Source organism: Rhizobium aethiopicum (assembly GCF_900094625.1).
GTDB classification, from domain to species: domain Bacteria; phylum Pseudomonadota; class Alphaproteobacteria; order Rhizobiales; family Rhizobiaceae; genus Rhizobium; species Rhizobium aethiopicum.
Genome location: NZ_FMAJ01000003.1, coordinates 450,516 through 470,515 on the forward strand (window position 1 = coordinate 450,516; position 20,000 = coordinate 470,515).

21 protein-coding genes, 1 other RNA gene and 1 pseudogene are annotated in these 20,000 nt (G+C 62.4%); 12 read left to right on the forward strand and 11 right to left on the reverse strand.

Annotated features, from left to right (window positions below; genetic code table 11):
- Nucleotides 1–15: 15 nt before the first annotated feature.
- Entirely contained in the window at nucleotides 16–1,017 is a 1,002-nt protein-coding gene (locus tag GA0061105_RS09315) for a 2-hydroxyacid dehydrogenase (protein ID WP_092749608.1), read from the reverse strand.
- A 185-nt stretch (nucleotides 1,018–1,202) separates the two neighbouring features.
- Between GA0061105_RS09315 and GA0061105_RS09320 the strand changes: the two genes are divergently transcribed.
- Nucleotides 1,203–1,742: an SH3 domain-containing protein gene (locus tag GA0061105_RS09320; protein WP_064693326.1), complete on the forward strand. Its 540-nt coding sequence runs from the start codon at nucleotides 1,203–1,205 to the stop codon at nucleotides 1,740–1,742.
- Here GA0061105_RS09320 and GA0061105_RS09325 read toward each other — a convergent pair.
- Nucleotides 1,735–2,727 carry an adenosine kinase gene (locus tag GA0061105_RS09325; RefSeq protein WP_064693325.1) on the reverse strand — a complete coding sequence of 331 codons (993 nt, stop codon included), beginning with the start codon at nucleotides 2,725–2,727 and terminating at the stop codon, nucleotides 1,735–1,737. The two genes, GA0061105_RS09320 and GA0061105_RS09325, sit on opposite strands and share 8 nt — an antisense overlap.
- A 424-nt stretch (nucleotides 2,728–3,151) precedes the next feature.
- Between GA0061105_RS09325 and GA0061105_RS09330 the strand changes: the two genes are divergently transcribed.
- Nucleotides 3,152–4,099: an AEC family transporter gene (locus GA0061105_RS09330; protein ID WP_064693324.1), complete on the forward strand. Its 948-nt coding sequence runs from the start codon at nucleotides 3,152–3,154 to the stop codon at nucleotides 4,097–4,099.
- A 68-nt stretch (nucleotides 4,100–4,167) separates the two neighbouring features.
- Here the strand turns inward: GA0061105_RS09330 and GA0061105_RS09335 are convergent, their stop codons facing one another.
- Complete coding sequence (locus GA0061105_RS09335; RefSeq protein WP_092749610.1) at nucleotides 4,168–4,731, reverse strand: c-type cytochrome; 564 nt, start codon at nucleotides 4,729–4,731, stop codon at nucleotides 4,168–4,170.
- A gap of 153 nt (nucleotides 4,732–4,884) precedes the next feature.
- On the opposite strand from GA0061105_RS09335, the gene GA0061105_RS09340 reads away from it, so the two are divergent.
- Together GA0061105_RS09340 and GA0061105_RS09345 are read left to right on the forward strand one after the other, a co-directional pair.
- Nucleotides 4,885–5,640, forward strand: a complete 756-nt coding sequence (locus GA0061105_RS09340; RefSeq protein ID WP_092749612.1) for a 3-deoxy-manno-octulosonate cytidylyltransferase — start codon at nucleotides 4,885–4,887, stop codon at nucleotides 5,638–5,640.
- A 12-nt stretch (nucleotides 5,641–5,652) separates the two neighbouring features.
- On the forward strand, nucleotides 5,653–6,507 hold the full coding sequence (locus GA0061105_RS09345; protein ID WP_092749614.1) for a prephenate dehydratase: 855 nt from the start codon (nucleotides 5,653–5,655) through the stop codon (nucleotides 6,505–6,507).
- A 19-nt stretch (nucleotides 6,508–6,526) separates the two neighbouring features.
- Here GA0061105_RS09345 and GA0061105_RS09350 read toward each other — a convergent pair.
- From GA0061105_RS09350 to GA0061105_RS09370, 5 genes and pseudogenes are all read right to left on the reverse strand, one after another.
- Nucleotides 6,527–6,895, reverse strand: a pseudogene (locus tag GA0061105_RS09350) (VOC family protein).
- A 134-nt stretch (nucleotides 6,896–7,029) separates the two neighbouring features.
- Nucleotides 7,030–7,290 carry a hypothetical protein gene (locus tag GA0061105_RS09355; protein WP_064693320.1) on the reverse strand — a complete coding sequence of 87 codons (261 nt, stop codon included), beginning with the start codon at nucleotides 7,288–7,290 and terminating at the stop codon, nucleotides 7,030–7,032.
- 144 nt (nucleotides 7,291–7,434) lie between these two features.
- Nucleotides 7,435–8,130, reverse strand: coding sequence for a helix-turn-helix transcriptional regulator (locus GA0061105_RS09360; protein WP_064693319.1), 696 nt, complete (start codon nucleotides 8,128–8,130; stop codon nucleotides 7,435–7,437).
- Between the two features lie 4 nt (nucleotides 8,131–8,134).
- Nucleotides 8,135–9,094 carry an NAD(+) diphosphatase gene (nudC, locus tag GA0061105_RS09365; RefSeq protein ID WP_064693318.1) on the reverse strand — a complete coding sequence of 320 codons (960 nt, stop codon included), beginning with the start codon at nucleotides 9,092–9,094 and terminating at the stop codon, nucleotides 8,135–8,137.
- Nucleotides 9,091–9,501: an HIT domain-containing protein gene (locus GA0061105_RS09370; RefSeq protein ID WP_082928953.1), complete on the reverse strand. Its 411-nt coding sequence runs from the start codon at nucleotides 9,499–9,501 to the stop codon at nucleotides 9,091–9,093. The genes nudC and GA0061105_RS09370 overlap by 4 nt, the downstream gene beginning before the upstream one ends.
- An 88-nt stretch (nucleotides 9,502–9,589) precedes the next feature.
- Between GA0061105_RS09370 and ffs the strand changes: the two genes are divergently transcribed.
- The 3 genes from ffs (at nucleotide 9,590) to GA0061105_RS09385 (ending at nucleotide 11,944) form a co-directional block, all read left to right on the forward strand.
- Nucleotides 9,590–9,686: signal recognition particle sRNA small type (gene ffs / locus GA0061105_RS09375), an RNA gene on the forward strand.
- A gap of 46 nt (nucleotides 9,687–9,732) precedes the next feature.
- Entirely contained in the window at nucleotides 9,733–11,598 is a 1,866-nt protein-coding gene (locus GA0061105_RS09380) for a DNA polymerase III subunit gamma/tau (RefSeq protein ID WP_092749616.1), read from the forward strand.
- A 22-nt stretch (nucleotides 11,599–11,620) separates the two neighbouring features.
- Nucleotides 11,621–11,944, forward strand: a complete 324-nt coding sequence (locus tag GA0061105_RS09385) for a YbaB/EbfC family nucleoid-associated protein (RefSeq protein ID WP_064693315.1) — start codon at nucleotides 11,621–11,623, stop codon at nucleotides 11,942–11,944.
- A 30-nt stretch (nucleotides 11,945–11,974) separates the two neighbouring features.
- Here GA0061105_RS09385 and GA0061105_RS09390 read toward each other — a convergent pair whose 3' ends face one another.
- Nucleotides 11,975–12,631, reverse strand: coding sequence for an MOSC domain-containing protein (locus GA0061105_RS09390; RefSeq protein WP_064693314.1), 657 nt, complete (start codon nucleotides 12,629–12,631; stop codon nucleotides 11,975–11,977).
- Nucleotides 12,632–12,649: 18 nt separating this feature from the next.
- On the opposite strand from GA0061105_RS09390, the gene recR reads away from it, so the two are divergent.
- Both recR and GA0061105_RS09400 read left to right on the forward strand, forming a co-directional pair.
- Nucleotides 12,650–13,255: a recombination mediator RecR gene (gene recR / locus GA0061105_RS09395; protein WP_092749618.1), complete on the forward strand. Its 606-nt coding sequence runs from the start codon at nucleotides 12,650–12,652 to the stop codon at nucleotides 13,253–13,255.
- A gap of 14 nt (nucleotides 13,256–13,269) precedes the next feature.
- The gene (locus GA0061105_RS09400) at nucleotides 13,270–14,601 is read left to right on the forward strand and encodes a lytic murein transglycosylase (protein ID WP_425348757.1); all 1,332 of its coding nucleotides are present in this window, start codon (nucleotides 13,270–13,272) and stop codon (nucleotides 14,599–14,601) included.
- A 5-nt stretch (nucleotides 14,602–14,606) separates the two neighbouring features.
- Here the strand turns inward: GA0061105_RS09400 and GA0061105_RS09405 are convergent, their stop codons facing one another.
- Together GA0061105_RS09405 and GA0061105_RS09410 are read right to left on the reverse strand one after the other, a co-directional pair.
- Entirely contained in the window at nucleotides 14,607–15,062 is a 456-nt protein-coding gene (locus GA0061105_RS09405; protein WP_092749620.1) for a GNAT family N-acetyltransferase, read from the reverse strand.
- An 8-nt stretch (nucleotides 15,063–15,070) separates the two neighbouring features.
- On the reverse strand, nucleotides 15,071–16,702 hold the full coding sequence (locus tag GA0061105_RS09410) for an MFS transporter (RefSeq protein ID WP_092749622.1): 1,632 nt from the start codon (nucleotides 16,700–16,702) through the stop codon (nucleotides 15,071–15,073).
- A gap of 245 nt (nucleotides 16,703–16,947) precedes the next feature.
- Here GA0061105_RS09410 and rimP point away from each other — a divergent pair, with 245 nt between their 5' ends.
- From rimP to GA0061105_RS09425, 3 genes are read left to right on the forward strand one after another with little or no spacing between them, the layout of a single operon-like run.
- Complete coding sequence (rimP, locus tag GA0061105_RS09415; RefSeq protein ID WP_092749624.1) at nucleotides 16,948–17,553, forward strand: ribosome maturation factor RimP; 606 nt, start codon at nucleotides 16,948–16,950, stop codon at nucleotides 17,551–17,553.
- 59 nt (nucleotides 17,554–17,612) lie between these two features.
- Entirely contained in the window at nucleotides 17,613–19,214 is a 1,602-nt protein-coding gene (nusA, locus tag GA0061105_RS09420; RefSeq protein WP_092749626.1) for a transcription termination factor NusA, read from the forward strand.
- Complete coding sequence (locus tag GA0061105_RS09425; protein ID WP_208601633.1) at nucleotides 19,211–19,903, forward strand: RNA-binding protein; 693 nt, start codon at nucleotides 19,211–19,213, stop codon at nucleotides 19,901–19,903. Before nusA ends, GA0061105_RS09425 begins: the two co-directional genes overlap by 4 nt.
- Nucleotides 19,904–20,000: the final 97 nt, after the last annotated feature.

The window sequence follows — 20,000 nt, forward strand, 5'->3', positions numbered from 1 at the left end:
ACCCGGCCGGCGCCCTCAACGGCCCGGCAGCACCCGGTTCGGCGGCCTGTGGCCGTCGATGAAGGTGCGGATATTGATGATGACCTTGTCGCCCATGTCGATGCGGCCTTCGATCGTCGCCGAGCTCATATGCGGCAGCAGCACGACCTTGCCCTCATTGGCGAGCTTGATGAGCTTCGGGTTGACGGCCGGTTCGTTCTCGAAGACGTCGAGGCCGGCGCCGGCGATCTTGCCTTCCCTCAGGCATTTGATGAGCGCGGTTTCATCGACCACGTCACCGCGTGCCGTATTGACGAGATAGGCCGTCGGCTGCAGCAGCGCCAGGCGGCGCGCTGATAACAGATGAAAGGTCGCCGGCGTTGATGGGCAGTTGACCGAGACGATGTCGACGCGGGCCAGCATCTGGTCGAGGCTTTCCCAATAGGTCGCTTCGAGTTCGTCCTCGACGGCCGGATTGACGCGCTTGCGATTGTGGTAGTGGATCGAAAGGCCGAAAGCCTTGGCGCGGCGCGCCACCGCCGTGCCGATACGGCCCATGCCGACGATGCCGACACGCTTGCCGTGAATTCGCCGCCCGAGCATCCAGGTGGGAGACCAGCCAGCCCATTCGCCCGGCTTGTCGGTCAGCACCCGCGCCCCTTCGCCAAGCCGTCTCGGCACCGCAAGGATGAGCGCCATTGTCATATCGGCGGTATCCTCGGTCAGCACATTCGGCGTGTTGGTGACCGTGATGCCCTTGCGCGCCGCCGCCTCGACGTCGATATGGTCGGTGCCGTTGGAGAAGCTGGCGATCAGCTTCATCTGCGGTCCCGCCGCATCGATCAGCGCCGCGTCGATGCGATCGGTGACCGTCGGCACCAGCACATCGGCGGTCCGGACGGCGGCGATAAGCTCTGGAACGGAGCGCGGCGCGTCATCGATGTTCAGCTCGGCATCGAAGAGCTCGCGCATTCGGGTTTCGACGGCATCCGGCAACTTGCGGGTGATGTAGACCTTCGGTTTTTTCTTCGCTGTCATGGCTGCCTGCGGTGCCTTGTTCAGAGGTCTTTAACCAAGAGGGGTGATAATTTTCCCGTTCCGGGCAATTTCTACCAGACCCGCACGCGAAGACAAACAAAACTCGTGGTGCAGCCGGGGAATGTCAAAGCCCGGACCGCGTGCAGGCCGGGCTTGCCCGCGAGTTCGAGCAAACGGAAGTCTCCATGCGCAGCAAAGTCCTGAAGTCCTGCCTTGCCCTCGCAATCGTTCTGGCCACATCCTGGGGAACCCTGGAATTTGCTCATGCTCAGGCGGCCAAGGGGCCAAGCGGCCTGCCATTGCCGCGATTCGTCACATTGAAATCCAAGCGCGTCAACCTGCGCATTGGTCCGGGAACGGATTTCGCCGTTTCGTGGATGTATCTGAAATCCGGCCTGCCGGTGGAAATCATTCAGGAATACGACAACTGGCGCCGCATCCGTGATGCCGACGGCACCGAAGGATGGGTCAATCAGTCGCTCTTGTCTGGCCAGCGCGCGGCGATCGCCGCGCCGTGGATGAAGACGAAGGGCAAGGGCGTCTACGTCAATCTGCGCCGCGAGGCGCTACCCTCCGCCTCGATCGTCGCCAAGCTGGAACCCGGGGTGATGCTGACGATCGGCGAATGCAACGGCGACTGGTGCCGCGCCGAAGCCGACGGCGCCTCCGGTTGGGTGGCGCAGTCGGAGATCTGGGGCGCCTATCCGGGCGAAGCCTTCAAATAAGCCCGGCCTGTTTGGCGGCCTCGGAAAGCGAGGTCATCGGGCGCGGGCCGATCTGCTGAATGACGATGCCGGCGGCGAGGCAACCAAGCTTGCCGCAATCCTCCAGGGACCGCCCCTGCGTGTAGCCATAGAGGAAGCCGGAGGCAAAGAGGTCGCCGGCGCCCGTTGTATCCACAACCTCCCTGATCCTGATCGCATCGACATAATAACGCTCGCTGCCCTTCAGGATGACGGCGCCGTCCTCGCTCATCGTCACCGCGGCGATCTTGCAGTCGGCGGCGATCTTGTTCAGCGCCTCTTCGAAATCTTCGGTCTCGTAAAGCGACAGCGCCTCCTGGCGATTGGCGAAGACGATATCGACCTTGCCCGAACGCATCAGGTCGAGGAATTCACCGCGATAGCGGCCGACGCAGAAGCTGTCGGACAGCGTCATCGACATTTCGCGGCCGTTTTCATGGGCGATGCGGGCACACTCGAGAATCGCTTCCTTGGCGCGCGGCGGATCCCAGAGATAACCTTCGAAATAGGTGACCTTGGCGTCGGCCACGACGTCGGCCTCGACATCCTCGGGACCGAGCTCGACGCAGGCGCCGAGATAGGTGTTCATCGAGCGCTCGCCGTCCTCAGTGACGAAGATCATAGAACGGGCCGTGGGCGGAAAGGTGCCCTTCGGCTTCGTCTGGTAGTGGACGCCCTGGGCGCGGATGTCATGGGTGAAGATTTCGCCGAGCTGATCTGCGGCGACATTGCCGAAATAGGCGGCCTTGCCGCCGAGGCTCGCAACGCCAGCCGCCGTGTTGCCGGCGCTGCCGCCGGAGGCTTCGAGTGCCGGTCCCATGCGCGAATACAAGAGTTCGGCACGTTCGGCATCGATGAGGTTCATCGCCGCCTTGGTGATCTGGTTGTCCATGAGGAACTGGTCGTTGCAACGGGCAATGATATCCACGATGGCGTTGCCAACTGTCAGAACATCGAATCTTGTCATGAAATGGGGAGTCCCGGATTTGTGATAGCCGGGGTTCGGTCTTAGCGAAATTTCCGCGGTTTGGAAGGATAAATGGTGATTGGCACTTCTATTTCTTCGCAAAAGTGCCGCTTATTCGTCACGCCCCTGTCATCTTCGATATCTAGAAATCCTCGCAGGAAGTCCGGCATGAGCAGCTTTCAGTTGCAGCCGGGCGCACGGGGGATGATCCCTTCGATCTTGCCGGCGCGATGCTGACCACGGATGAACTGGCAGTTTCGCGATCCGGATATCCGGCAAGGACCGGAGCGGAAAAGCGGGCCGTGCCCGCTTTTTTTGCGTCCGAATGCGTTCGGTTCGAAGACGGGTGGCGATTGCCTTTTCAACTTGCGCCTTTTGCTGCTAGAGGTCGGATACTCCCCTCCCCCGCAGAGCATCCTGCCTCATGTCAGCCATCGTTCTCGACGTCCTTCCCATCTTCATCCTGATCCTCATCGGCTGGGTGATCGTCCGCAGCGGGCTGATGGCCTCGAATGTCGGCGAAGCGCTCAGCGAATTCGTCTTCAAGATCGCCGTGCCGCTTCTGCTCTTCCGCACCATTGCCGAGGCGGATTTCCACGGCGCGTCGCCTTTCCGGCTTTGGATCGTCTATTTCTCCGGCGTCGCCATCACCTGGGCCGCCGGCCATATCGCTGCCACGCGGTTGTTCGGCCGCGACGAACGGATCGGCGTGCTGGCCGGCGTGTCCTCCGCCTTCGCCAACAATGTGTTCATCGGGCTGCCGCTGGTCGAGCGCACCATAGGCGGTGAAGGGCTGGTGGCGCTGTCGATCCTGCTTGCCGTGCATCTGCCTGTGATGATGGTCGCCGGCACGGTGCTTATGGAGCATGCGGAGCGCAAGATCGCCGGCAAAAGTGACCGGAGCATTATTTTCGTGCTTCGCCAGATCACCATCAATCTCATCCGCAATCCGCTGGTGATCGGCCTTGCGGCCGGCATGGCCATGCACCTCTCCGGACTTACCATGACGGCGACGCTGGCGACGGTCGTCAATCAGATCGCCGGCATTGCCGGCCCGGCGGCACTGATTTCGCTCGGCATGGCATTGGAAAAATACGGTGTATCCGGCAATCTCGGCATCGCCAGCGTCACGTCGGCGTGCAAGCTGCTGCTGCTGCCGGGCTGCGTTTGGGCAGCAAGCCATCTCCTCGGCCTCAGCCCCGAATGGACGGCGGCGATCGTGCTGACCTCCTCCGTGCCGACAGGCGTCAACGCCTGGCTGATCGCCAATCGCTTCGGCGTCGGCCACAGCCTCGCCGCCTCGACGATCTCGGTGACGACGGCGCTCGGAGCCGTCACCGTCTCGCTCTGGGCCTATTTCCTCGGCGCCTGAACCGTTCCTCGACAACAAAAAGCCCGGCTTGCGGCCGGGCTTCTATGTCATGCCTATGCTACCGCGCTTTACTGCGTCGCGGTGTTCGGATCCGGCAACGGCACCGGCGAATCGGCGAGCGTATGCAGGTAGAGGATGACGTTGGCACGGTCCTGATCCTTCGCCAAGCCGGCAAAGCCCATGGCGGTGCCGGGAATGTCCTTCTTCGGCGCCAGAAGGAACTTGTTCAGAAATTCGAAGGTCCACTTTTCGCTGCCGCCCCTGGAGAAATCCTTCATGGCGGAGGAATAGGCAAAGCCTTCATGCGAGCCGATCGGGCGATCTACGACACCAAAGAGATTAGGGCCGACCTTGTTCGGCCCCCCTTTGGTGGCGTCATGACAGGCCTGACACTTCTTGAAGACCGTTTCGCCAGCCTTGGCATCTGCAGAAGCGAGCAATTGCGCGATCGGAACGGCAGCGGCCGGTGCAGCTTCACCGCCGGCGGCGGGCGCTTCTTCGGCAACGATCGCGAAACCTTCCTTCTCCGGCGCTTCGGAATGGAAGATCCCCTCGGACGCGATCGAGACGGACATCAGAACGAAAATCGTTCCGAGCAGCGCCCCCACGGCCGTATTGACGTATGAATTCATCTGCAATGCTCCCCTTGCAGCCGGCAGACCAGAACCGGACCATCTTGAAATCGCGCGGAACCTATGTCTTTTGACTGATCGTTGCAATGGTCTAAATGGTCTTATGCGTGAGACTTTTTGACACTTTTCAGCCCGGAATAGAAGGCCCGAACAATGCGTGATTCAAATTTAGACGACGTGCTCGTGCTGATCCCGGCGCGCATGGCCTCCACCCGGCTTCCGGGCAAGCCGCTCGCCGATATTTGCGGACTGCCGATGATCGTGCAGGTCGCAATGCGCGCTCGCGAAGCGGAAATCGGCCGCGTCGTCGTCGCCGTCGACGACCAACAGGTGTTCGACACCGTGGCTGCCGCCGGCTTCGAAGTCGTCATGACCAGCCGGGATCATCAGTCGGGCTCCGACCGTATCTTCGAAGCGCTGACCAGGGTCGATCCGGACGGCAAGGCGAAGTTCATCGTCAACGTCCAGGGTGATTTGCCGACGATCGAGCCGGAAACGGTGCGTGCGGCTTTGCGCCCCCTCGAGGACGAAGCGGTCGACATCGGCACGCTGACCATCGAAATCGACAATGAGGAGGACAAGACCGCGCCGCACATCGTCAAGGTGATCGGCTCGCCGATTTCCGACACCCGCCTGCGCGGCCTCTACTTTACCCGCGCCACGGCGCCTTACGGCAAAGGGCCGCTCTACCATCATATCGGCCTCTATGCCTATCGTCGCGCAGCGCTCGAACGGTTCGTCTCGCTCGGCCCGTCGACGCTCGAAAAGCGCGAATCTCTGGAGCAGCTGCGGGCGCTAGAGGCCGGCATGCGCATCGATGCGGAGATCGTTGACACGGTTCCGCTCGGTGTCGATACTCCCGCCGACCTCGAAAAGGCGCGGCGCATTCTTTCCGCGAAGGCCAACTGACGGATTTTCCTCATGAACATCAAGACCAACAGGATCGCCTTCCAGGGCGAATTCGGCGCCAATTCCGACATGGCCTGCCGCGACATGTTTCCCACCATGGAACCGCTGCCCTGCCAGACCTTCGAGGATGCCTTCACGGCAGTCGACAATGGCGACGCCGATATCGCGATGATCCCGATCGAGAACACGATTGCCGGACGCGTCGCCGATATCCATCATCTGCTGCCGGAATCGCGGCTGCATATCATCGGCGAATATTTCATGCCGATCCGCTTCCAGCTGATGGTGCTGCCCGGGGTCACCCAGGACGAGATCCGCACGGTGCACAGCCATATCCACGCGCTCGGCCAGTGCCGCAAGATCGTGCGCGCTCACGGCTGGAAGCCCGTTATCGCCGGCGATACGGCGGGGGCGGCAAAACTCGTCAAGGAAACCGGTGATCGCTCGATGGCGGCACTCGCGCCGCGCCTTGCCGCCGATCTCTACGGGCTCGAGATCGTCGCCGAGAACGTCGAGGATACGGAAAACAACGTTACCCGTTTCGTCGTCCTGTCCCGCGATGAGGAATGGGCGCAACGCAATTCGGCGGAAGAAAAGGTCGTCACCACCTTCGTCTTCAATGTCCGCAACATTCCGGCCGCGCTCTACAAGGCGCTCGGCGGCTTTGCCACCAACAACATCAACATGACGAAGCTCGAAAGCTATCAGCTCGGCGGAAAATTCGTGGCGACGCAGTTCTACGCCGATATCGAGGGACATCCGAACGACCCGAACGTTCGCCGGGCATTGGAGGAACTGCGGTTCTTCTCCGAAAAGGTGCGCATTCTCGGCGTCTACAAGGGGCATGCTATGCGAGGCCTGCTTTAACAGACCTCGCGGCATGGTGTTATTTATCCGGCTCGCAGACGCGCAGCCGATGCCCGTCCGGATCGAGCACGACGAAGGTCGGGCCGAAATCGAGCTCGGTCAATTCCTGAGCGATCGGCAGGCCGCGCTGACGCCAGTCCTCGTACTGCTTGGCGACGGCATTTTCCCCCGCCACCATGAAGGCCACCTCGCCTCGGTTGCCGATGGCGGAAGGCTGCGGCTCGACCTTGCTGCGCCGCCAGAGACCGAGGGTGAAGCCGCCGTCGAGCGGAAAGGCCACGAAATTCGGCGCCTCCACGGCCGGTTCGCGGTTCAGAAGGTTCCGGTAGAAGCTGGCGCTTTCGCCCGGGTCCTTGACTTAGAGGATAATCAGATTGGGGCTGGTCATTTCGGTTCTCCCGTTTGCTGGTGGATGCTGCGGACGAGAGGTCAGCTGCTGACAATTGATGTCAGCAGGATGCAGCGGGCGTAGCAATTGCTACGCCCCGTTCTCGTCAGATGAAATATTGCTGGTGAGACGGATTAGAGCGGGAAACGGTCCCCGCGGCGCGGATTGCGTCCATCCATGAAGCCGAGGTCGCGCTTGCGGCAATCCGGTGCCGCCTCGATATCGAGGCTGGTGTGGTTTGCACTGCGTACCCGAAAGATGTTCATGACCCGGCGCAGAAGGCCGGAGTGCCCGGACTGCCGGACATCGGCGAAAGTTTCAGCCGAAATGACATCGGCAAAGGTGTCAACTGCAAAACGGTCACCGGCTTGCTGGAAGACTGGAGACGTTGCCATGATCGGTACTCCTTCCCTGGCGCATCGGCTCGATGCGCATAACCTGGATGCTACAGTGTCCTTTGCACGTCCAAAAACGCGCGGCGCTGTAGCGGATTGAGTCTGATCATAACGCCGGCTACTGACAGTTTATGGCAGCAGCATTCACCTCTCGATCGGCACGTCCTGCGTCTCGCGCCACTCCTTGAGGAGAACGGTGCGGCGGCGCGGATAGCGCACCTCATGCAGGGCCATGTCGATAATGCGGTCGGTGCGGAAATGGCGAAAATCCTGGCGCAGCTCGCACCAGGCCATCAGCACGCGCACATGCTCGAAATAACCGAGTGCGAAAGGCCAGACGCGGCGCCGTGAAATGCGGCCCTGCTCGTCGCCGTAATGCAGTTCGAGAATACGCTCCAGGCGGATGGCCTTGCGGATGGCCGAGACATCGGCACTGTCCTCATCCCGGCGTTTCGGGCCGACGAAGAGGGCTGCCGAATCGATCATTTCGCGCATATCGGCCGGCAGCACGGCGGCGATCTTAGCGAGCGCATCGGCGCCGGCGCCGGCGAGGCGCGGCTCGGCGGCGCGGGCCACCCAGCGCGAGCCGAGCACCAGTGCCTCCAGCTCTTCTTCGGAAAACATCATCGGCGGCAGCATGAAGCCGGGCTTCAGCACATAGCCGATGCCGGCTTCGCCTTCGATCATTGCACCCTGGGCCTGCAGGCTGGCAATGTCGCGATAAAGCGTGCGCAGGCTGACGCCGGTCTCCTCGGCAAGCACCGTGCCGGTCACCGGCCTGCGATAACGCCGAAGCGTCTGGAGCAGCGTCAACAGCCGTTCCGAACGGGCGACCGGCATGGCACTAGCGCTTCCACTCCACCCAGTCGCGCATCAGGCGGTGGGCGATCGCTCCTTTCGGAGGCGAGGCTTTGCCATTGGCGCCCGGGCGTTCCAGCATCTCCAGCGTTTCCTCCCGGGTAAACCAGCGGCAATCCTCCAATTCGGTCTCGTCGCGCTTGATTTCCGTGGACTTCGCCTCGCCATAACAGCCGATCATCAGCGAGTGCGGCATCGGCCAGGGCTGCGACGCATGATAGCGGATGCGGCCGGTGCGGATGCCGGATTCCTCCAGCGTTTCGCGGCGGACGGCGTTCTCGATCGTCTCGCCGGGCTCGACGAAGCCGGCCAGACAGGAATACATGCCGGGGGCAAAATGCGGGCTGCGTCCGAGCAGGCAGAGATCGCGCGTTTCGTCGACCGTCAGCATGATGACGACGGGATCGGTGCGGGGAAAGATCATGTGCTCGCAGGCGGTGCAGACACGCTTGTAGCCGCCGATATGGATCTCCATCGCCGCACCGCAGCGGCCGCAGAAGCGGTTGTCGCCGTTCCAGCGGATAAGGCTTGCAGCCTGGGCGAATTCGCCGAGCAGCACCTCGTCGATCAGCATCTCGCGAAACAGGGTGCGGCCGTCGGCCGGCTTATATTGGCTGGCAAGGTCGTCGACACCGACGCCGACGGGAACGGCAAGACGCGGCTCGCCGGATTTGCGGTAGCCTAACAGCACCGTCTCGTCCCAATTCGGCCGAAGCTCCTGCAGTTCGTAGCGGGCAAAGAGCGGATCGAGCACCTGGCCGTCATGCTTCAGCACCAGCTTGTCGTTCGCGAAGGCGAAGATATGCGTGCCCTCCCTCGCCAGCGCCTTTTCGACGGATTGTTCGTCGCGATGTTCGGAATCGCGGTTGAGGTCGTTGGCTGCAAAGGCCGTAAGATTGCTGGGTTCCGGATGCGGCACATCCGAATCGAAAAGCGAATGACTCATGATGAAAGGGCTTCCCGCAGCTTTGCTGTCAATTCATCTCTCTTTGCGTCCTCGTAGGGCTCTGCCCGCCCGAAGCCCCAGACAGGACCCGGCCAGTTGGCATCGCCTTCGAAGCGGGCAATAACATGAACATGAAGCTGGCGGACGATATTGCCAAGAGCCCCGACATTGATTTTTGTCGCGCCGGTAATCTCCTTCAGGGCCTTGGCGACCAGCTCCGTCTCGAATGCGAGCAGCACCTGGTCCAGCGGCGTCAGCTCGAAGATTTCGGTGATGCCAGCCCGACGCGGCACGAGAATGAGCCAGGGCCAGCGGGCGTCCTTAGACAATCTGAGATCACAGAGACCGGTGACCATGATGCTGACGCTGTCGTTTTGCAGCCGGGGGTCGAGCACGAAACCGCTCAAAGGCATTCTCCTCGTGTTTTCCAACGACTAGCAGTTTTTTATCATGTTGGCTTGCTTTTGATGACGATATTGCCGATATGTGCATCCGGGAGGTTGGTGGTGGACGAGCCACTCGCCAACCGGGTCAGGTCCGGAAGGAAGCAGCCCTAACGAGCCCGGCACGGGTCATCGTGCCAGCCTCCCACCTTCTCTCCACGAAATGCCCGACAATTCCGGGCGACAAGCAGGGCGATGAGCGACACCGAGCGACAATCAAAAGATGCCGCCTCGACGGGCACCGGATACCGGGTGCTGGCTCGCAAATACCGCCCCAAGGATTTCACGGACCTGATGGTCGGCCAGGAGCCGATGGTCCGTACTCTGACCAACGCCTTCGAGACCGGTCGCATCGCGCAGGCCTATATGCTGACCGGCGTGCGCGGCGTCGGCAAGACGACGACGGCGCGCATCCTGGCGCGGGCGCTGAATTACAAGACAGCCGATATCGACAAGCCGACGATCGACCTCCGCATCCCCGGCGACCATTGCCAGGCGATCATGGAAGGCCGACATGTCGACGTGATCGAGATGGACGCCGCGTCGCACACCGGTATCGACGATATAAGAGAGATTATCGAACAGGTGCGCTACCGGCCGGTTTCGGCGCGCTACAAGGTCTACATCATCGACGAAGTGCACATGCTGTCGACGCAGGCTTTCAACGGCCTGTTGAAGACGCTGGAAGAGCCGCCGGAGCATGTGAAGTTCATCTTCGCGACCACCGAAATCCGTAAGGTGCCGATCACGGTGCTGTCGCGCTGCCAGCGCTTCGACCTGCGCCGCATCAGTGCATCCGATCTCGTCGGGCTGTTTTCGACGATTGCGGCCAAGGAAGGCATCGAGGCGGAAGCGGACGCACTGGCGATGATTGCGCGCGCCGCCGAAGGCTCTGCCCGCGACGGGCTCTCGCTGCTCGACCAGGCGATCGCCCATGGCGCAGGCGTGGTCCAGAGCGAAGCCGTGCGCGGCATGCTCGGCCTTGCCGACCGCGCCCGGATCGTCGATCTCTTCCAGCATGTCATCAAGGGCGACGTGGCCGCCGCCCTTGGCGAATTCCAGAGCCAATACGAGGCCGGTGCCAATCCGGTGGTCGTGCTCACCGATCTTGCCGATTTCACCCACCTGGTGACGCGGCTGAAATATGTGCCGGATGCGGCAAACGATCCCTCGCTCAGCGAAGTCGAACGCACCAAAGCGGCTGAATTCGCCAAGGGCGTCGCGGTGACGACGCTGTCGCGCATATGGCAGATGCTGCTCAAGGGCATTCCTGAAACCGAAGGCGCGTCGCGCACCGCGGGCGCTGCCGAAATGGTGCTGATCCGGCTCGCGCATGCGGCGCATCTGCCGGCGCCCGAGGATGCAGCGCGGCGGCTTGCCGAATTTTCCGGCGACAATGGCGGCCAGCGGCCCTCCTCGCCCTCCGGCAATGGTGGCGGCAACGGAACGCGGGTTCCCTATCAGAGCAGCGTTGCGGCGCGCGCGACGGAGCCGACACCACGGCCGCAGCCGTCGGGGCCGACCGCGATGCTGCGGGCCGTGCCCAATCCGGAGCCGCAGAATATCGGCCGCACCGAGATCAAACCCGCAGAGGCGCCGAAGCCGCTCGTCCGTATCAATTCGGTCAGTGATATCGTCGACCTCGCCAGCGAAAAGCGGGATGTCAAACTGAAGGCGCTGGTGCGCAACTTCGTGCGGCCGGTCCGCATCGAGCCCGGCCGGCTGGATGTGAACCTCACCGAAGGCGCTCCGAACACGCTGCTCAACGAGCTTGCGGTCAAGCTCAAGGAGTGGACTGGAATCCACTGGATCGTCAGCACCAGCCGCGAAGAAGGCGGGCCGACGATGGTGGAGGCGGAAGCCAAGGCGCAGGAACAGCGCGTCAGCGACGCCCGTCAGGATCCTGACGTGGCGGCGATCCTGGCGCATTTTCCGGGCGCGAAGATCATCGACGTGCGCGTGCGGGCGCCGGAACCGGAAGAGGAAGGCGAGGCGAAACCGCCGGCTGCCGCCGAATCCGAGGAAGGCGACATCCTGCCCGGCGACGACATAGAATTCTGACGTTTCAAGAAGGAGCGAGACGATGCGCGACATCATGGGAATGATGGGCAAAGTCAAGGAAATGCAGGCCAAGATGGAGCAGATGCAGGCGGAGATCGCCGAGCTCACTGCCGAAGGCAAGGCCGGCGGCGGCCTCGTCACCGCCGTCATCTCGGGCAAGGGCGAGCTGAAGAGCCTGAAGATCGACCCGTCGCTCTTCAAGGAAGACGATGTCGAGATCCTCGAGGACCTGATCGTTGCCGCCCACAAGGACGCCAAGGACAAGGCCGAAGCGCTCGCCGCCGAAAAGACCAAGGCGCTCACCGCCGGCCTGCCGATCCCGCCCGGCTTTAAGCTGCCATTTTGATAGCAGGCAATCGATCTTAGGACACCACTCTTACCGCTGCATTTCCAGCAGCGCTCGCAGCTTGTGGTGAATAGGAGCGGCGAGATATCGCGCTCGGTCCGCCTCCGAAAGCTGCCTGCCGAACGTTTTCATCAGCTCCGGCATCGTCACCCTTTTGCCTGAGAAGGGCTGATGCTCGACCGCAGTTCCGGCCTTGGCCACACCGCCGCGGATGACGCGGCAGTAGATGCCGGGGCGGGCGGCCACCGTATAGCGCTTGACGAACTTCGGATCGTTCATCCTTGCGGCAAAGGTGGCACAGGGAATGCGGCATGCGGTGACTTCGAGGATGAGATCGCCTGATATGAACCGGTCGCCGACGGCGACGTCGCGATTGTCGAGATTTGAAATCACCATGTTTTCGCCGAAGGTGCCGGGTTCGTACGACCGGTCGAGCTCGCCCGCCCACCAGTCGAGCGTCAGCGATCCCTCGATATAAACCGCCTGATCGACGCCGCCATGGTGTTTGCGGTTGCAGATGGCATCGCCGACCAGTCCCTCGGCATCGATCATCACCGCGCCATTGACCGCATGTTTGAAGATGCCGGTCTTGTAGCTCTTGCCGGCCAGCCTTTCCGGATTGCCGATACAAAGCGCCAGTATTTTCATGGGGCAGCCGATCCTTCCGCGATTCCGTTTTCGTTCCATATCAGTTAAGAACGGCGCATGGCAAAACGAGTCACCGGCCCCGAAATCGAAAAACTCATCCAGCTTCTGGCGAAGGTGCCGGGCCTCGGGCCACGTTCGGCCCGCCGGGCGGCACTGCATCTGATCAAGAAGAAGGACCAGCTGCTCGGGCCCCTGTCGCACGCGATGGGCGAGGCCTATGACAAGGTGAAGATCTGCTCGCGCTGCGGCAATGTCGACACCGTCGATCCCTGCACCGTCTGCACCGATACGCAGCGCGATCAATCCGTCATCATCGTGGTCGAAGACGTGTCGGACCTCTGGGCGTTGGAGCGGGCAGGAGCGATGAACGCCGCCTATCACGTGCTCGGCGGCACGCTGTCGCCGCTCGATGGAATCGGGCCTGACGATCTCAACATTCGCGGGCTGGTCGATCGCATCGGCGAAGGCGGCATTCGCGAGCTGATCATCGCCGTCAACGCCACGGTCGAGGGGCAGACGACGGCGCATTACATCACCGACCAGTTGCAGGGGCTCGAGGTGAAGATCACGCGGCTGGCGCACGGCGTGCCGGTCGGCGGCGAGCTCGACTATCTCGACGAGGGCACGCTTGCGGCGGCGCTGCGGGCGCGGACGGCGATATGAGGGGATTGTATATGCTGAAATATAACCCCCTCTGCCCTGCCGGGCCCGGGGTCGAGCCACGGGTCTCGACCCGTCCTTCGGACCCCCACAAGGGGGGTGTTCCACGACGCCTGCGGATATTCGCACTCGCTATAACAGCCGCCCTCCTCCCTCTCCCCTCATACGCAGCCCCATCAAAAGCCGATGTCGAGGCGCAATTCGAAAAATGGGTGCGGAGCGACCTTTGGCCCGAGGCGAAGGCGGGCGGTGTCTCCGAGAAGACGTTCAGGGCCGCCTTCTCGGGCGTCACGCTGAACTGGAATCTGCCGGATCTCGCCCCGCCGGGTTTCCCGCCGCCGAAGGAGCAGAAGCAGACGCAGGCGGAATTTTCCTCGCCCGGTCCCTATTTCAACGAGGACCAGCTGAAGCGGCTCACCGCGACGGGACGCGGCTTTGCCGCGCAGTATAGCTCGACGCTGAAGCGGATCGAGAAGACCTATGGCGTGCCGGGCTCGATCGTGCTTGCCATCTGGGGTCGGGAGACGGGCTTCGGGGCCGCGAAGATCCCGAATTCGGCGATCGAGGTGCTGGCGACCAAGGCCTTCATGTCGACGCGCAAGGAGATGTTCCGCACCGAACTGGTGGCAGCTCTGCATATTCTCGACGGCGGTGACGTCGCGCCTGCCGAGTTCAAGAGCTCCTGGGCCGGCGCGCTCGGCCAGCCGCAATTCATGCCTACGAGCTATCTGAAATATGCGGTGGATTTCGACGGCGACGGCCACCGCAACATCTGGACCTCGGTGCCGGATACGCTCGCCTCGATCGCCAATTACCTGGTCAAGAAGGGCTGGCAGCGCGACCGCGACTGGGGCTTCGAGGTGTCGATACCCCAAGCGGTCTCCTGCGCCCAGGAAGGACCGGATCTCGCAAAGCCGCTTTCGCACTGGGCCTCTCTCGGCATCCAGCGCATTTCCAGCAAGGCTTTTCCGCCGAGCGAAATGAAGGCTCAGGGGATGATGCTGGTTCCGGCCGGCCGCGACGGGCCGGAGTTCATCGTCACGCCGAATTTCTACATCATCAAGGAGTATAATAACTCCGACCTCTACGCGCTCTATATCGGCAATCTCGCCGACCGGATCGCCTTCAACGGCGGCGCCTTTGAGGGCCAATGGGGCGATGTCGGCAAGATGCTGCGTTCCGATGTCGCCGCGATGCAGAAGGCGCTGGAGCGGCAGGGCTACGACGTCGGCGGGTCCGATGGATTGCCGGGCTACAAGACGCGGCGGTCGATCGGCCAGTGGCAGGCGAAGAACGGCATGAAGCCGACATGCTTTCCTGAAGCAACGATGAAGGGCAAGCTGAAGTAACGACGTCAGAGCGTGCGCTTCAGGCCTTCGTGGCTGGCGACGAAGCCGAGCTTCTCATAGAAGCGGATCGAGTTTTTCCGCGTCTTGTCCGATGTCAGCTGCACGAGGCCGCAGCCGCGCTCGACGCATTGGGCGATCGCCCATTCGATGAATTGCGCACCGAGGCCCGCGCCGCGAAACTCTCTTGCGATACGCACGCTTTCGATCTGACCGCGCCACATGCCGGTCCGGGAGAGGCCGGGAAGAAAGCTCAGCTGCAGGCAGCCGACGACATGGCCAGCCGCGTCGATTGCCACGGCCAGCAACTGGTTGGCATCCGCCTCGATTGCGGTGAAGGCCGAGAGATAACGTGGATCGACGGGATCGGAGACGATTTCCCTGGTGCCGCCGAGATCGTCGTCGGCCAAGAGTCGGACGATGGCGGCGAGATCGGCTTGGCGGGCGAGCCTGAAACTGGACATGGTCGTTCTCAATGATGCAGGTCGACCGGCGCCTTGTGGAAGACGTCGTCATCGGGCGGAATGGCCTGGCGCTCGATCATACGGTGGACATGGGGCGGGCCTTCGCCGCGGTGGAGCGCGCGCAGCCTGTCGATGTTTTCGGCATCGGCCTGCGTGCGCCGCTGGTTGTGTCTGATATATTCGACCCAGGTCGGCGTATGGTAGCTTTCCGTCCACAGCCCGGGATTTTCCAGATCGCGCATCAGCGCCCAATGCCGGGCGCCGTCGCGGATGCGGATACGGCGGCGCTCCCCCATCAGCGCCATGAACTCGGCCAGGTCGTCGTCGGCAATCTCGTAATCGACCTGGATGACGATCGGGCCGCTGCGCGGCGTGATGTCGAGGCTGAGCGCCGGCGCGGTGAAGCGGTTCAAGGGGTCGAGATTGAGCGAGGCGAAGGCCGGCATGGAAAAACGCAGGCCGATGACAATGCCGAGCAGCATGACCACTGACGACATCAGCAGCGCATCGGCGACGCCATAGCGATCGGCAGCGACGCCCCATAGCCAGCTGCCGCCGGCGATGCCGCCGAAGGTGACAGTCTGGTAGAGCGACAGCGCGCGGCCGACCACCCACCGCGGCGTCGAGAGCTGAACGATGGTGTTGAAAAGCGAGAGCGCCGAGACCCAGCAGGCGCCGGCGACCAGCAAGCCGGCTGAGGTGAGGACGGCGCTCGGGCTGACGGCGGCGACGACGGCACTCAGCGCAAAACCGGCAAAGGCCAGGCGGATGATCGTCTCGCTGGACAGCGCCTGGCGCATTCTCGCACTCAGCATCGCACCACCGATCGCGCCGATGCCGAAGGCGCCGAGCATGAAGCCGTAGGTCAGCGGGCCGCCTGCGACAAGATGAAGGGCGACGACCGGCAGCAGCGCTAGAATCGAGCTCGCGCCGATGCCGAAGATCAGCCCTCGCACCAGGACCTTTTCAAGATTGGGCGACATCGAGACATAACGCAGGCCGGCGAAGATGGCGCTGCCCAGCGCCTCCCGCGGCAGGGTGGAGACGGGCGTATTCGGACGCCAGCGCAGCAGGGCGTAGATCAGGGCGAGGTAACTTGCGGTGTTCACCGCAAAGGCCGCGGCAGCACCCGCTGCCGCCACGATGACGCCGCCGATCGCCGGACCGACGCTGCGGGTGATGTTGAAGCCCATGCTGTTCAGCGTGACGGCGCCCGGCAGGTCGGCGCGCGGCACCATGTCGCCGACGGAGGCCTGCCAGGAGGGATTGTTGAGCGCGGTACCGCAGCCGATCAGGAAGGTGAAGAAGAGCAGCAGCCAGGGGGTGACCCAACCGAGAAGGGCGGCGGCCGTCAGTAACGCCGACACGATGAGCATCATGCACTGCGCCGTCAGCATGACCCGGCGGCGGTCGTAATTGTCGGCAAGCGCGCCCGATATCAGGGAAAACAGCATGATCGGCAGCGCCGTCGACGTCTGCACCAGCGCGACCATGTCCTCCGAGGCGGTGATCGTCGTCATCATCCAGGCAGCCCCCACCGCCTGGATCAGGCCGCCGAAATTCGAGGAAAGGCTCGCAAACCAGATTGCGCGATAGGTATCGTGCCGCAACGGCGCCAATGTCGACGAAGTATGCGCCACGTTTCCTCCCGCTTTGTCATCGCGCCCATCGGCAATATATGCGCAAGACGTTCGCTGGCCATAGCCTTCGTTCACCTTGCCGGAAGCGAATTGGCGGAATTGGCCGCAGACCTTGCAATTTGGTAAAAACCCGACTATATGGCTCTCAAATTCTTGATCGCTTGATGAAGAGTGGGCCGCAAGGACCCGCTCTTTTTTATTAGCTCGATCGCCTGAACAGCTTGAAATTGCGAGGAGCGCACCGCTTGTCGGACATGACGAACGCAGACAACGAACTTGAGCCGCGGCTAATTACCGAGACCGGGCTTGACCAGCGTCTTGCCGATATCATCGAACCCGTTCTCATCGGACTGGGCTTCCGGCTCATCCGCGTGCGCATGCTGAACCAGAACGGTGCGACCATGCAGGTCATGGCCGAGCGCAACGACGGCACGATGACGGTCGAGGACTGCGAAGAAGTCTCGATGGCGATTTCTCCCGTCCTCGATGTGGAAGATCCGATCGATAAAGAGTATCATCTCGAAGTGTCTTCGCCCGGCATCGACCGCCCGATGGTGCGGAAATCCGATTTCGTTCGCTGGCAAGGTCACCTGGTGAAATGCGAGACGTCGATCATGATCGACAACCGCAAGCGCTTCCGCGGCAAGATCGTCGAAGCAGACGCAAATGGTTTCACGCTCGAGCGTGACCAGGTTGCCTATGGGGAAGAGCAGAAGGTCACCATTCCCTTCACGGCGCTTAGCGATGCGAAGCTCATTTTGACCGACGATCTGATCCGCGATGCGTTGCGCGCCGACAAGCTGGCGAAAGCGCAGGCCGCCAACCAGAACGAAGCGGACGAGCAGGAATAACCGATCAACAGACCGCTCCAGGGACGGGAACCCCGGGGTAAAGACGGAGAAACAAGACAATGGCAGTCAGTGCGAACCGGCTCGAACTTCTGCAGATCGCAGATGCAGTGGCGCGCGAAAAGGTCATCGACCGCGAGATCGTGCTTGCCGCAATGGCTGACGCCATCCAGAAGGCGGCACGCTCGCGTTACGGCACCGAATCCAACATCCGGGCCGACATCAATCCGAAGACCGGCGAAATCCGGCTGCAGCGCCTGCTCGAAGTCGTCGACAAGGCCGAGGATTATTCGACGCAGATCCCGCTGGAGCTTGCCCGCGACCGCAATCCCGACGCCGCTCTCGGCGATTTCATCGCTGATCCGCTGCCGCCGATGGACTTCGGCCGCATCGCCGCACAGTCCGCCAAGCAGGTGATCGTGCAGAAGGTGCGTGAAGCCGAGCGCGACCGCCAGTTCGACGAATTCAAGGACCGCGTCGGCGAAATCGTCAACGGCACCGTCAAGCGAGTCGAATACGGCAATGTCATCGTCGACCTCGGCCGTGGCGAAGGCATCATTCGCCGCGACGAAATGATCCCGCGCGAGAACGTGCGCTATGGCGATCGCGTCCGCGCTTACGTCTATGACGTCCGCCGCGAGCAGCGCGGCCCGCAGATCTTCCTGTCGCGCACGCATCCGCAGTTCATGGTGAAGCTCTTCACCATGGAAGTGCCCGAAATCTACGACGGCATCATCCAGGTGAAGTCGGTCGCCCGCGATCCGGGCTCGCGCGCCAAGATCGCCGTGATCTCGAACGATAGTTCGATCGACCCGGTCGGCGCCTGCGTGGGTATGCGCGGTTCGCGCGTCCAGGCCGTCGTCGGCGAACTCCAGGGCGAGAAGATCGACATCATCCCGTGGAGCCAAGACCCGGCGACCTTCGTCGTCAACGCCCTGCAGCCGGCTGAAGTCGCCAAGGTCGTTCTCGACGAAGATGCCGAGCGCATCGAAGTCGTCGTTCCCGACGAGCAGCTGTCGCTTGCGATCGGCCGCCGCGGTCAGAATGTCCGCCTCGCCTCGCAGCTGACCGGCTGGGATATCGACATCATGACGGAGGCCGAGGAATCGGAGCGCCGCCAGAAGGAATTCAACGAGCGCACCAACCTGTTCATGGACTCGCTCGATGTCGACGAAATGGTCGGCCAGGTTCTGGCATCGGAAGGTTTTGCCGCAGTCGAAGAACTGGCTTATGTCGATCTCGACGAAATCTCCTCGATCGACGGTTTCGACGAAGAGACGGCGCAGGAAATCCAGCAGCGCGCCCGCGAATTCCTCGAGCGTCTCGAAGCCGAGATGGACGAGAAGCGCAAGGCGCTCGGCGTCGAGGACGAACTGCGCCAGATCGACGGCATGACCGCCCAGATGATGGTGGCGCTCGGCGAAGACGGCATCAAGACGATCGAAGACTTCGCGGGTTGCGCCGCCGATGACCTCGTCGGCTGGACGGAACGCAAGAACGGCGAAACGAAGAAGTTCGAAGGCCTGTTCTCGAAGTTCGACGTCTCGCGCGTCGAGGCCGAACAGATGATCGTCCAGGCTCGCCTCGCAGCCGGCTGGATCACGGAAGAGGACCTGGCGAAGGGGGCCGAAGAAGAGGTCACCGAAGCCGAACAGGAAGCATGATGACCGCGCATGAGCCGAACGCTCTGCCTGAAGACGACGATCTTGCAGGTTATGACGTGAACGGGCGCATGTGCATCGTGACGCGCGAAAGCGGATCGCCGGAAGAGCTGATCCGCTTCGTCGCCGCTCCCGATGGAACCGTCGTCGCCGACCTGAAGCGCGAGCTTCCGGGACGCGGATGCTGGGTGAAAGTCGACCGGTCGCTGGTCGACAGGGCGGTGGCGAAGAAGCTCTTCGCCCGCGCCCTGAAAGCGGAAGTGAGGGCGGCGGACGATCTCGGCGCCAGCGTCGACCGGCTGCTGGCGGCGCAATTGATGCAGATGATGAATATGGCGCGCAAAGCCGGCCAGTTCGTCAGCGGCGCCTCGAAAGTGGATGCCGCGGTCAGAAGTGGAGCAGCCCTTGCGGTGTTTCACTCGACTGACGCAGCGGACGACGGAGTCCGAAAAATCGACCAGGCCCGCAAGGCCTGGCACCTCGGAATGGAGACCGAGGAGGAGATACCTTCCTACCGTTTCTTCTCGGAGAGCGAAATGGAGGGCCTGATGGGCCAGAATGCTTTTATCCATGCCGCAGTGCTTGCAGGGCAGGCGGGTGAGGGTGTAGTGAAGCGCGCAAAGATGCTCGAACAGTACCGTATTGGCGGTCAGTCCCGGGCAGCGGGCGGCGCTGGCCGGCAAAAACAATGAGGCGGTCACCGGCATCGGCCGGTCTCATTCTCATTGATCGACAGTATTTGAACGACAGGGTCTGATCTAGTCATCGCTCCCTGTCCGAAGGAACGGG